This window comes from Pseudomonas sp. H2_A10 (assembly GCF_054680085.1).
Genome location: NZ_CP162821.1, coordinates 1,357,126 through 1,369,191, shown reverse-complemented (window position 1 = coordinate 1,369,191; position 12,066 = coordinate 1,357,126). Strand labels below are relative to the sequence as shown.

General features: G+C 62.2%; 9 protein-coding genes. 8 read left to right on the top strand and 1 reads right to left on the bottom strand.

Annotation, left to right across the window (positions count from 1 at the left end; genetic code table 11):
• Nucleotides 1-194 precede the first annotated feature (194 nt).
• From AB4O23_RS06285 to yccS, 7 genes are all read left to right on the top strand, one after another.
• On the top strand, nt 195-1,637 hold the full coding sequence (locus AB4O23_RS06285) for a TldD/PmbA family protein (protein ID WP_460062630.1): 1,443 nt from the start codon (nt 195-197) through the stop codon (nt 1,635-1,637).
• Nucleotides 1,637-2,953, top strand: a complete 1,317-nt coding sequence (locus tag AB4O23_RS06280; protein WP_460062628.1) for a TldD/PmbA family protein — start codon at nt 1,637-1,639, stop codon at nt 2,951-2,953. Before AB4O23_RS06285 ends, AB4O23_RS06280 begins: the two co-directional genes overlap by 1 nt.
• A 194-nt stretch (nt 2,954-3,147) precedes the next feature.
• Nucleotides 3,148-4,038 (top strand): alpha/beta fold hydrolase, encoded by an 891-nt coding sequence (locus tag AB4O23_RS06275; RefSeq protein WP_017531040.1) that lies wholly within the window; start codon nt 3,148-3,150, stop codon nt 4,036-4,038.
• 35 nt (nt 4,039-4,073) lie between these two features.
• Nucleotides 4,074-5,501, top strand: a complete 1,428-nt coding sequence (mdtD, locus tag AB4O23_RS06270; RefSeq protein WP_017531039.1) for a multidrug transporter subunit MdtD — start codon at nt 4,074-4,076, stop codon at nt 5,499-5,501.
• 130 nt (nt 5,502-5,631) lie between these two features.
• Entirely contained in the window at nt 5,632-6,969 is a 1,338-nt protein-coding gene (gene dbpA, locus AB4O23_RS06265; protein ID WP_241665007.1) for an ATP-dependent RNA helicase DbpA, read from the top strand.
• Between the two features lie 161 nt (nt 6,970-7,130).
• Nucleotides 7,131-8,309, top strand: coding sequence for a BaiN/RdsA family NAD(P)/FAD-dependent oxidoreductase (locus AB4O23_RS06260; RefSeq protein ID WP_017531037.1), 1,179 nt, complete (start codon nt 7,131-7,133; stop codon nt 8,307-8,309).
• A 159-nt stretch (nt 8,310-8,468) separates the two neighbouring features.
• Nucleotides 8,469-10,652, top strand: coding sequence for a YccS family putative transporter (gene yccS, locus AB4O23_RS06255; protein WP_068938112.1), 2,184 nt, complete (start codon nt 8,469-8,471; stop codon nt 10,650-10,652).
• A gap of 4 nt (nt 10,653-10,656) precedes the next feature.
• On the opposite strand, the gene AB4O23_RS06250 is transcribed toward yccS, so the two are convergent.
• Complete coding sequence (locus AB4O23_RS06250; protein ID WP_017531035.1) at nt 10,657-11,400, bottom strand: substrate-binding periplasmic protein; 744 nt, start codon at nt 11,398-11,400, stop codon at nt 10,657-10,659.
• Nucleotides 11,401-11,601: 201 nt separating this feature from the next.
• Here AB4O23_RS06250 and AB4O23_RS06245 point away from each other — a divergent pair, with 201 nt between their 5' ends.
• Nucleotides 11,602-12,054, top strand: a complete 453-nt coding sequence (locus AB4O23_RS06245; RefSeq protein WP_017531034.1) for a GNAT family N-acetyltransferase — start codon at nt 11,602-11,604, stop codon at nt 12,052-12,054.
• Nucleotides 12,055-12,066: the final 12 nt, after the last annotated feature.

Genomic DNA, 12,066 nt, shown 5'->3' with positions numbered 1-12,066 from the left:
GGAGCAAGCCCCCTCCCACACTGACTGTGTTCACCCATTCAGATGTGTAAACACAGTCAAATGTGGGAGGGGCTTGCCCCCGATGAGGCCCGACCAGAAACCACACCCCTGCCTTTACACTTTCCTTGATCAGCCCCCAGCCCAGGCCTACTCTGTTTGCCTGCCCGCGCTGAGCCGCCCACAAGGAAGGCCCCATGTTCGACCACCACGCCACACTCAAAAAACACTTCAGTGCCCTGCGCACCGCCGCCGAATTTTTCTCCCTGCGCTACGTCCGCGAATCCGGCCACTACCTGTCGGTACGCAAGAACGTCGCCGAACCGCCGCACCTGAGCCACGACGAAGGCGCCATGCTCACCGTGCGCCTTAACGGGGTTGAAGCCTACGCCGCGACCAACGATATCTCGCTTGCCGGCCTGCAAGCCGCCCTCAAGCGCGCCGAGCAGCAGGCCCGGCGCATCAAACCCCACGCGTTGCTCGACCTGCGCGAGCAACAGGTGTCCAGCGACGTCGCCGATTACCTGTCGCCCGACCTCGGCCAGCCCTTCCCGTCCTTGAGCGATTGCTACCAGTTGCTGGGCGACGCGTCGGCCGCCGTGCCCAGGGACGAGCGCCTGGTGAGCTGGGACGTGAGCCTGGGCATGACCCACGTCGAGCAGATCTACCTGAACACCGCCGGCGCCGTACTGCGTCAGGCCCAGCGTTTTGTATTCCCAGGCGTCAACGTCACCGCCTTTGATGGCAGCGACAGCCAGACCCGCACCCTCGGCGGCACCAACTTCGGCCAGCAGGGCGGCTTTGATGTGATCAACCGCTTCGACCTGGTCGGTGCGGCGCCACGAGTGGCCGACGAAGCCCTGCAACTGCTGCTGGCGCCGAACACACCCCAGGGCCCGCGCGACCTGCTGCTGATGCCCGACCAGATGATCCTGCAGATCCACGAATCCATCGGCCACCCGCTGGAACTGGACCGCATTCTTGGTGACGAGCGCAACTACGCCGGCACCAGCTTTGTGAAGGCCAGCGACTTCGGCCATCTGCAATACGGCTCCAAGCTGCTCAACGTGACCTTCGACCCGGACATTCCCGAGCAGCTCGCCAGCTACAGCCACGACGACGACGGCACCCGCGCCAGCAAGCAATTCCTGATCCGCGAGGGGCTGCTGCTCAAGCCGCTGGGTGGGGCGTTGTCGCAATTTCGCGCCGGGCTGGGCGGCGTGGCCAACAGCCGTGCGAGCAGTTGGAACCGCCCGCCGATCGACCGTATGGCCAACCTGAATATCGAAGCGGGCGACAAGAGCCTGGCACAACTGGTGGGCGGCATCGAAAACGGCATCCTGATGTCGACCAACCGCTCATGGTCCATTGATGACGCACGCAACAAGTTCCAATTCGGCTGCGAATGGGGCCAGTTGATCGAAAACGGCGAGTTCAAGGGTGTGGTGAAGAACCCCAACTACCGCGCCATTTCCGCGCAGTTCTGGCGCAAGCTCAGCGCCGTGGGCGACGCCAGCACCTTCAAGGTGTTGGGCACGCCGAATTGCGGCAAGGGCGAGCCCAACCAGGTGATCCGCGTCGGCCATGCATCGCCGGCCTGTGTATTCAGCAATGTCGACGTATTTGGGGGAGATGCCTGATGAATGATTTCAAGGCGCTGGTGGAGTGGCTCAAACAGGCCGTCACCGACAAGGAACAATTTCACCTCGGCTACGCGGCGGAAGCCTCTGAGTTCGTGCGCTTCAACCATGCCAAGGTACGCCAGGTCGGCCAGGTGCAGCAGGCCAGCCTCAACCTGAAACTGATCAATAACGGCCGGCATGCCGACCTGGGCATTACCCTGGCCGGCGAGCCGCAACTGGACCGCCAACGCCTCGCCGAGGGCTTGCAGCAACTGCGCGAAACCTTGCCGTTGTTGCCGCCGGACCCGTACCTGTTGCTCAACCACAACGCCTGGCAAAGCAGCAATGAACAGGCGCGGCCACTGCCCCAACTGGCGCAGGTGTTGGAAGACATCAGCCAGGCCGCCGCCGGCGTAGACCTGGTCGGCATCTACGCCGCCGGCCCGATCAGCCGTGGCTTTGCCAGCTCCGACGGCGCGTTCGGCTGGCACCAGGCCAATAGCTTCAACTTCGATTTCAGCCTGTTCCATGCCAATGGCGAAGCGGTCAAAGCCAGCTACGCCGGGCACACCTGGGACAGCGCCGAGTTCGCCGCGCGCTTGCAGCAGGCGCGCGAGCAATTGGTGTTCCTCGACCGCCCACTGCACCCATTGCCGCCCGGAGAGTACCGCGCCTATCTGGCGCCGGCCGCGCTGGAAGAAATCATCGGCATCATCACCTGGGGTGGGTTCTCCGCCCAAGCCATCGCCAGCAAGGGCAGCTCATTGCAACGACTGTATGCCGGTGAGCAGCACCTGAGCCCGCTGGTGACCGTGAATGAACAGATCAGCGGCTCCCTGAGCCAGGCGTTCTCCACGGAAGGCTACCCGCGCAGCGATGTGACCCTGATTAACGCCGGCAAGGCCGACGGCCGACTGGTCAATTCGCGCAGCGCCGCCGAGTATGGCCTGAGCGCCAACGGCGCCAGCAGCGACGAAGCCCCCAGCGCCTTGCAGATGGCGGCGGGCAGCCTGGCCCAGGCCGATATCCTCAAACAGTTGGGCACCGGGCTGTACATCAGCAACCTGTGGTACCTCAATTACTCCGACCTGCCGGCGGCGCGCCTGACCGGCATGACGCGCTTCGCCACATTCTGGGTAGAGGACGGCAAAATCAAGGCGCCGATCAGCACCATGCGCTTTGATGACAGCGTCTACAGCTTGCTGGGTTCGCAATTGGAAGCGCTGACGGCGGAACGCGAGCTGCTGCTGTCGGCCAGCACCTATGGGCAGCGCAATACTTCATCCAATCTGCTTCCCGGTGCCTTGATCAAGCGCCTGACCCTGACCCTTTAAACACCAAAAATCCCTGTGGGAGGGGGCTTGCTCTCCCTCCCACACCGTATTGCGTTAATTTCAGACAGCTCGGTTTCGGCCCTTCCTTCAGTCAATTCTCTTCCCCCCCGCGTGCATGGGCGGCCTGTTGTCGCCTGCAAAAAACCTCGTTATAAGGGTTAATGGCATACCGCCACACCACAGGGAGTGCTGCGATGAACCATGGAAGTTTGGTCATACAAAAGTTGTTCAAACACTACAACGTCCACGTCGAACAACTCGGCAACGACCCGCACAAGAAGACCGTGCTGATGGTCAACGGCGCACTGTCGACCACGCGCTCCTTCGCCCGCACCAGCAAATGCCTGGCGGAGCATTTCAATGTGCTGCTGTTTGATCTGCCGTTCTCCGGCTATTCGCGTGAGTACAACACCGACCTGGACCTGGTAACCAAGGACGACGAAGTGCAGATGCTGCGCGCCCTGGTCGAGCGTTTTGAGGTCAACCACCTGGTGTCGGCCTCGTGGGGCGGCATCTCGACGCTGCTGACCCTGGCGCATAACCCGCCCTCCATCGAAAGCTCGGTGGTGATGGCCCTGGCGCCCAACCTCAACCCGGCGATGCTCGACTATGTGGAGCGCGTGCGCGTGCTGATCGAGGCCGATGACAAATCCGCCGTCGGCCACTTGCTCAATGAGACGGTGGGCCAATACCTGTCGCCGCGTCTCAAGCGCAACAACCATCGTCACCTGGCGAACATGGCCACCACCGAGTACCGCCAGGCGCGCTTTCATATCCATCAGGTGCTGGCGTTGGGGGATGGCAACTACTTGCCAGCACTCAGGCAGATTGAAACGCCGGTGCATTTCCTCAATGGCGCGCTGGATCAATACACGCCGGCCGCCGATGCCCGGTTGTTCAAGCAGTACGTGGGGCGCAGCAGCTTCGCCGTCGCCGAGCACACTGGCCACTTGCTTGATCTGGAGTCCCGCGAAGCCGCGTTGGCGGTGCATCGTGCGCTGTTGAATTTTTTGGTGGGCGAGCACGCGGCGTTGTCGGACTTAGACGAACCGCCAGTGGGAAAAGCAGAGGCGGATGGCGCATAATCGCCGACACATAGCCTGCTAACAAAAGGGATCCCATGCCGAATCGCGCCCCTCTCGATGCCAAGACCGCCCGCTGGCTCCCCTGGGTGGTAGCGATCGCCTTCTTCATGCAGTCGCTGGACGGGACGATTCTGAACACGGCGCTGCCGGCCATGGCCCGAGACCTGGCGGAAAACCCGCTGCGCATGCAAGGCGTGGTGATCGCCTACATGCTCACCGTCGCGTTGCTGATCCCGGCATCGGGCTGGATCGCCGACCGCTTCGGCACCAAGAAAATCTTCTTTGGCGCGATCATGCTGTTCAGCATCGGCTCCTTGCTGTGCGCCTTGTCCAGCAGCCTGACCATGTTGGTGGGTGCACGGGTGGTGCAGGGTCTGGGCGGTGCGTTGATGCTGCCGGTCGGGCGGCTGGTGGTGTTACGCGCCTACCCCCGCTCCGAACTGGTGCGAATCATGGGCTTCATTACCATCCCCGGCCTGCTCGGCCCCCTGCTCGGCCCGACCATGGGCGGCTGGATGGTGCAATACCTGACCTGGCACTGGATCTTCCTGATCAACCTGCCGGTGGGCATGATCGGCTGCTACGCCGTGTGGAAATTCATCCCCGACTTGCGCGGCAGCGAGCGCACACGCTTCGACGGCGCGGGCTTTTTGCTGTTTGGCGCGGCGATGGTGCTGATCACCATCGCCATGGAAGGCCTGGGCGAACTGCACCTGCCGCACCTGCGGGTGATGTTACTGCTGTTCGGCGGGCTGGCGTGCCTGGCGGCGTATTGGCTGCGCGCCGGGCATATCGACAATGCGCTGTTCTCGCCGGTGCTGTTCAAGACGCGCACTTTCGCGGTGGGCATCCTGGGCAACCTGTTCGCACGGTTGGGCAGTGGTGCGCTGCCGTTCCTGGTGCCGCTGCTGTTGCAAGTGGCGCTGGGTTATTCGCCGTCGCAGGCCGGCATGAGCATGTTGCCTCTGGCGGCGGCGGCGATGTTTGCCAAGTCCATCGCCCGCCCGCTGATCGAGCGCCTGGGTTACCGCGTGGTGCTCACCGGCAACACCCTGGCGTTGGGGATCATGTTGGCCAGCATGGGGCTGGTTACGGAGCACACGCCCTACCCGTTGCTGCTGGGCATGCTGGCGGTTTTGGGGGCCATCAACTCGCTGCAATTTACCGCGATGAATACCGTCACCCTGATCGACCTCGACGACGCCCAGGCCAGCAGCGGCAACAGTTTGCTGTCGGTCGTGGCGCAACTGTCCCTGAGCCTCGGCGTGGCATGCGCCGGCGCGTTGCTCGGCGGCTTTACCGCAGAAACCGGCAACGACGGCGTGAGCACGGTGCTCGGCGCGTTCCAGTTGACCTTCCTCACCGTGGGCATCATGGCGATGCTGGCCGCGGGGATCTTCCTGCAACTGTCGCCAACAGACGGCAAACGCGCGGCCAGCCCAGAGCAGCATATCGAGCATTGACCGGCGTCTCGTCTAGAACTTGCAGGGAAATTCCCACAGGGCTGGTACACTGCGCGACATTTTGTTTTGCAGAGCCAGCCCCGTGACTACCATCGCCACCGCTTTTAATACTTTGCCCTTGTCCGCCGCCATGCTGGCTAACCTCGACTCGCTGGGTTATGTCGAGATGACGCAGATCCAGGCGCAAAGCTTGCCGGTGATCCTCAAAGGGCTGGACCTGATTGCCCAGGCCAAGACCGGCAGCGGCAAGACCGCTGCATTTGGTATCGGCCTGTTGAACCCGATCAACCCGCGTTACTTCGGCTGCCAGGCGCTGGTGATGTGCCCGACGCGTGAGCTGGCCGACCAGGTTGCCAAGGAAATCCGCCGCCTGGCCCGCGCCGAAGACAACATCAAGGTGCTGACCCTGTGCGGGGGCGTGTCCCTCGGCCCGCAGATCGCGTCCCTGGAACACGGTGCCCACGTCATCGTCGGCACCCCGGGCCGCATCCAGCAACACCTGCGCAAGGGCTCGCTGGTACTCGACGGCTTGAACACCCTGATCCTCGACGAAGCCGACCGCATGCTCGACATGGGCTTCTACGACGCCATCGAAGACATCATCAGCAAGACCCCACCGCGCCGCCAGACCCTGCTGTTCTCGGCCACTTACCCGGTGAGCATCAAGCAACTGGCCTCCAAGTTCATGCGTGCGCCTCAGCAAGTGAAAGCCGAAGCGTTCCACTCCGACGACCAGATCGAGCAGCGTTTCTACGAGATCTCGCCGCAAGAGCGCATGGACGCGGTGACCAAGGTCCTCGCGCACTTCCGTCCGGCCTCCTGCGTGGCGTTCTGCTTTACCAAGCAGCAAGTGCAGGAAACCGTGGATCACCTGACGGCCAAGGGCATTTCCGCCGTCGGCCTGCATGGCGACCTGGAGCAGCGCGACCGTGACCAGGTGCTGGCGATGTTCGCAAACCGCAGCACCTCGGTACTGGTTGCCACCGACGTTGCCGCTCGCGGCCTGGACATTGATGCGCTGGACATGGTGATCAACGTCGAACTGGCCCGCGACTCGGAAATCCACATCCACCGCGTGGGCCGCACCGGCCGCGCCGGTGAGACCGGCATCGCCATCAGCCTGGTCGCGCCGTCCGAAGCCCACCGCGCCCAGGCCATCGAGCAGTTGCAGAAATCGCCGCTGAACTGGGACCAGTTGGACAACCTCAAGCCGCAAGGCGGTGGCCCGTTGCTGCCGCAGATGAGCACCTTGTGTATCGCCGCCGGGCGTAAAGACAAGGTTCGCCCAGGTGACATTCTTGGCGCGTTGACTGGCGAAGCCGGCATCCCGGGCGCCCAGGTGGGCAAGATCGCGATCTTTGATTTCCAGGCCTTCGTGGCTGTGGAGCGTGGCATCGCCAAACAGGCGTTGCAGCGGCTGAATGACGGCAAGATCAAGGGCCGTTCGTTGCGCGTTCGCATCCTGTAACACGGACCTCCAAATTTATCGGAGATCCAATGTGGGAGGGGGCTTGCCCCCGATAGCAGTGTGTCAGTCAGTACATCTGTTACTGATACATCGCAATCGGGAGCAAGCCCCCTCCCACATTTGACTGTATTTCACATCAGAATTTGTATGAGGACATTGCTGTGCGCTCGACCGAAGTTGTGATCATTGGCGCCGGCGCCGCAGGCTTGATGTGCGCGCTGACCGCCGCCGGGCGTGGACGCAAGGTGATGCTGATCGACCACGCCAACAAGGCCGGCAAAAAGATCCTGATGTCCGGCGGTGGCCGCTGCAATTTCACCAACCTGTACACCGAGCCGGCCAACTTTCTCTCGCACAACGCGCACTTCTGCAAATCCGCGCTGGCCCGCTACACCCAGTGGGACTTTATCGGGCTGGTGGCCAAGCACGGCGTGCCGTACCACGAGAAAAAGCTCGGCCAGCTGTTCTGCGATAACAAGTCCAGCGACATCCTCGGCATGTTGCTCGATGAGTGCATCCAGACCGGCGTCAGCCTGCACCTGGACACCTCCATCGAGGAAATTGCCAGGCTCGACAGCGGCTACCAATTGCAGACCACCTTGGGCGAGCTGCGGTGTGAATCCCTGGTGATCGCCACCGGTGGTTTGTCGATCCCAACCCTGGGCGCGACCGGTTTCGGTTACCAGGTGGCCAGGCAATTCGGCCATGAACTGCTGCCCACCCGCGCGGGGCTGGTGCCGTTCACCATCACCGATCAGCTCAAGGAGTTGTGCGCAGAGCTGTCGGGCACCTCCGTGGACTGCCTGGTCAGTTGCAACAACGAGAGCTTTCGCGAAAACATCCTGTTCACCCACCGTGGCCTGAGCGGGCCGGCGATCCTGCAGATTTCGTCCTACTGGGAACCCGGCGACACCGTAGAGATTAACCTGCTGCCCGACCACGACGCCCACACCTGGCTGCAACAGCAACAAGCCGAGCGCCCGGACAGCGAGCTGAAAACCTTGCTGGGTGAAATCTTCACCAAGAAGATGGCCAACCTGCTGGCGCAAACCTGGTTCGTGTCCAAGCCGATGAAGCAATACACCCACGCCGAAATTGCCGACATCGCGCAAAAACTGGGGAGCTGGCAGCTGGTGCCGGCGGGTACCGAAGGCTATCGCACCGCCGAGGTGACGCTGGGTGGGGTGGATACGCGGGAAGTGTCGTCCAAGACCATGGAGTCGCTGAAAAGCCCGGGGCTGTATTTTATCGGCGAGGTGCTGGACGTGACCGGTCACCTGGGCGGGTTCAATTTCCAGTGGGCGTGGGCTTCGGGCTACGCGGCCGCGCAATACGTCTGACACAGCACGGTAAAACATGTGGGAGGGGGCTTGCCCCCTCCCACATTTTGATTTGCGGCGTGCCTGGGAAATATTTGCGCGGGGATGTGATCGCCACCCTTGCCGTGGCGTCCTTGATAGCTCAATTTAGCGGCATCGCTCCGGAAGACTCCAGACTTCATGTCATCGACCTCGTTCAAGCAGTCCATGCGGCGCCTGTGGGCGCTGGATAAATTCAGTTACAGCATTCGGGTATTCATCGCCCTTACCGGCAGTATGGCGCTGTGCTGGTACCAGGATGAAATGACCCTGCTGATCCCACTGTTCCTGGGGATTATCGCCAGCGCCCTGGCCGAGACCGACGACAGCTGGCAAGGCCGCCTCAATGCCCTGGCGGTGACGCTGGTGTGTTTCAGCATCGCCGCGCTGTCGGTGGAGTTGCTGTTCCCCTACCCGTGGATGTTCGCCATTTCCCTGGCCCTGGCGACGTTCGGCCTGACCATGCTCGGCGCCTTGGGCGAACGTTATGGGGCGATTGCATCGGCCACGCTGATTCTGTCGGTGTACACCATGATCGGTGTGGACCAGCGCGGTGGTGCCGTGAATGATTTCTGGCACGAGCCACTGCTGTTGGTGGCGGGTGCCGCCTGGTACGGCGCGTTGTCGGTGCTGTGGCAGGCGCTGTTTTCCAACCAGCCGGTGCAGCAGAGCCTGGCGCGGTTGTTCCGCGAGTTGGGGCGTTACCTCAAGCTCAAATCGTCGTTGTTCGAACCGATCCGCCAACTGGATGTGGAAGCACGGCGCCTGGAATTGGCCCAGCAAAACGGCCGAGTCGTGGCTGCGCTGAATGCCGCGAAGGAAATCATCCTGCACCGCGTGGGCAATGGTCGACCGGGCTCGAAGGTCAGTCGCTACCTCAAACTGTACTTCCTGGCCCAGGACATCCACGAACGCGCCAGCTCATCCCATTACCCTTACAACGCCCTGGCCGAGGCGTTCTTCCACAGCGATGTGCTGTTCCGCTGCCAGCGCCTGTTGCGTCAGCAAGGCAAGGCCTGCCAGGCCCTGGCCGAGTCGATCCAGTTGCGCCAGCCGTTCATCTATGGCGACAGCTTCGCCGAGGCCCTCAGTGACCTGAACGCCTCGCTGGAACACCTGCGCATCCAGAGCAACCCGGCCTGGCGCGGCCTGCTGCGCTCGCTGCGGGCGCTGGCGGCCAACCTGTCGACGCTCGACCGCCTGCTCGGCGACGCCAGCAACCCCGACGCCCTGGCCGACGCCACCGATAGCAACCTGCTGGACCGCGCCCCGCGCAACCTCAAGGAAATGTGGACGCGCCTGCGCACGCAACTCACGCCGACGTCGCTGCTGTTTCGCCATGCCCTGCGCCTGTCCCTGGCGCTGAGCATCGGCTACGGCACCTTGCATGTCATTCACGCGTCCCAGGGTTACTGGATCATCCTGACCACCCTGTTTGTGTGCCAGCCGAACTACGGTGCGACCCGGCGCAAGCTTGGCCAGCGGATCATCGGTACCGCCATCGGCCTCACCGTGGCCTGGGCGCTGTTCGACCTGTTCCCCAGCCCGCTGGTGCAATCGATGTTCGCCATCGCCGCAGGCCTGGTGTTCTTTATCAACCGCACCACGCGCTACACCCTCGCGACCGCGGCCATTACCTTGATGGTGCTGTTCTGCTTCAATCAGGTGGGCGATGGCTACGGGCTGTTTTTGCCACGGTTGCTCGACACGTTGCTCGGCAGCCTGATCGCCGGCCTGGCGGTGTTCCTGTTCCTGCCGGACTGGCAGGGCCGCCGCCTGAACAAAGTGCTGGCCAACACCCTGACCTGCAACAGCATCTACCTGCGCCAGATCATGCAGCAATATGCCGCCGGCAAGAGCGACGACCTGGCTTATCGCCTGGCCCGGCGCAACGCGCACAACGCCGACGCGGCACTGTCGACCACCCTGGCCAATATGTTGATGGAGCCGGGGCATTTCCGTAAGGAAGCGGACGTGGGTTTCCGTTTCCTGGTGCTGTCCCATACCTTGCTCAGCTACTTGTCAGGGCTCGGCGCGCACCGCGACACGCAACTGCCGGCCGAGGTGCACGAACACCTGATCGACGGCGCGGGCAAGACCCTCGCGGCGAGCATCGATGAGATCGCCACGGGGCTGGCCAACAAGCAACCCATTGCGATCCAGAGCGATGCCGAGGAAGCCCTGGCCGCGGACCTGGAGCAGATGCCGGATGAGATAGATGAAGGGCAGCGACTGGTGCAGACGCAGTTGGCGTTGATCTGCCGGCAGTTGGGGCCGCTGCGTACGTTGGCGGCGCATTTGATCAAGGACACCAGCGCGGCTTAGGCCGCTACATCCCATGTGCACTCATCAACCGTGCATAGCTGCCATCGGCCTTCATCCTGGCAATCTCCCGATCAAACCCGGCCACGATCTGCGCGTGCTCGGGGTGCTTGAGGCTTACCAGGATATGCAGACTGTTTTCACTCAGCGGCTTGGGCAGGAACTCCACCGCATTGCGCACTTTGGGCGATTCGCGGGACAAGTAATAGCGCGCGACATATTCATCCTCCACCGTCAGCCGCACCCGCTGCGCCGCCAGCATGCGCACGGCCATGGCGAAGTTATGCACCGGGACTTTCTGTAACTGCGTATCCCCATCGAACGCTGCTGAATACGCATACCCCCGCACCACGGCGACGGGGTAGTCGTGCAATTGTTCAAGGTTCTGATACTCGATGGGGTCGTCGCGACGCTTGATAAACCGCACGCGGTTGACCAGGTACTCGCCGGAGAACTCTCCCAGGTGCGTGCGGGCATCGTCGTACCAGGCGTTGATCAGCACGTCATAGCGCCCGTCGCCCACGCCCATCAGCGCCCGAGCCCACGGCACCTGTTCAAACTCACTGGCATAACCCGCACGGGCCAGGGCGGTGCTGACGATATCGGTCGCCAGCCCGCCGTTGATCAACGTGGCATCGGTAAAGGGGGGCCAGGCATCTGCAACCAAACGCAGGCGCAGACGCTCTGCAAACGCAGGCGCCGCCAGCAACAACACTCCAATCAACGCAACGGCACGAGAGAGTCGCAGCATGCTCAAAGTCCTTGGCGGGCAGGCAATGGCCTTGGTTCAGGCAATGCCTGAGGCTCTAACATTAGCTCAGATTACACAAAGAAACGGCCGGTGAACGCACTCAATGATGGCAAATTGATTTCATTCACAAAAATAGTTGATTTAGACACCGCCGCCCACCGCGCTTACTATCCAGCACAGACATTTACGTGAGACCACACCATGACAGTCGATTGGGTTTGCAAACATCACAGCGACCTGGGCAAGGAGCAGCTGTATGCCATCCTGCGTTTGCGCAGCGAAGTCTTCGTTGTCGAGCAGAAGTGCGTTTATCAGGACATCGACGGGCAGGACCTGGCTGGCGATACCCACCACTTGATGGCCTGGAAAAATGATGAGTTGGTGGCCTACCTGCGCCTGCTGGACCCGGAATCCCAGGGCGGTGACGTAGTGGTCGGCCGGGTGATCGTTGCGCCAGCGGCACGCGGTACTGGTTTGGGGCACCAGATGATGGAAGAAACTCTGCGTCAGATCAAAGAGATCTGGCCCGAAACGCCGATTTTTCTGTCAGCCCAGGCGCATTTGCAGGGGTATTACGGGAAGTACGGGTTTGTGGTGGCGGGTGAGGAATACCTTGAGGATGACATCCCTCATATCGGTATGCGGCGCGCTTGAGGGGCCACATCT

What these genes read in the sequence shown, in the direction of transcription:
- AB4O23_RS06245 (WP_017531034.1), top strand. Translation starts at nt 11,602, where the DNA reads ATGACAGTCGATTGGGTTTGCAAACATCACAGCGACCTGGGCAAGGAG.
- yccS (WP_068938112.1), top strand. Translation starts at nt 8,469, where the DNA reads ATGTCATCGACCTCGTTCAAGCAGTCCATGCGGCGCCTGTGGGCGCTG.
- AB4O23_RS06250 (WP_017531035.1), bottom strand. Translation starts at nt 11,400, where the DNA reads ATGCTGCGACTCTCTCGTGCCGTTGCGTTGATTGGAGTGTTGTTGCTG.
- mdtD (WP_017531039.1), top strand. Translation starts at nt 4,074, where the DNA reads ATGCCGAATCGCGCCCCTCTCGATGCCAAGACCGCCCGCTGGCTCCCC.
- AB4O23_RS06280 (WP_460062628.1), top strand. Translation starts at nt 1,637, where the DNA reads ATGAATGATTTCAAGGCGCTGGTGGAGTGGCTCAAACAGGCCGTCACC.
- dbpA (WP_241665007.1), top strand. Translation starts at nt 5,632, where the DNA reads ATGCTGGCTAACCTCGACTCGCTGGGTTATGTCGAGATGACGCAGATC.
- AB4O23_RS06285 (WP_460062630.1), top strand. Translation starts at nt 195, where the DNA reads ATGTTCGACCACCACGCCACACTCAAAAAACACTTCAGTGCCCTGCGC.
- AB4O23_RS06275 (WP_017531040.1), top strand. Translation starts at nt 3,148, where the DNA reads ATGAACCATGGAAGTTTGGTCATACAAAAGTTGTTCAAACACTACAAC.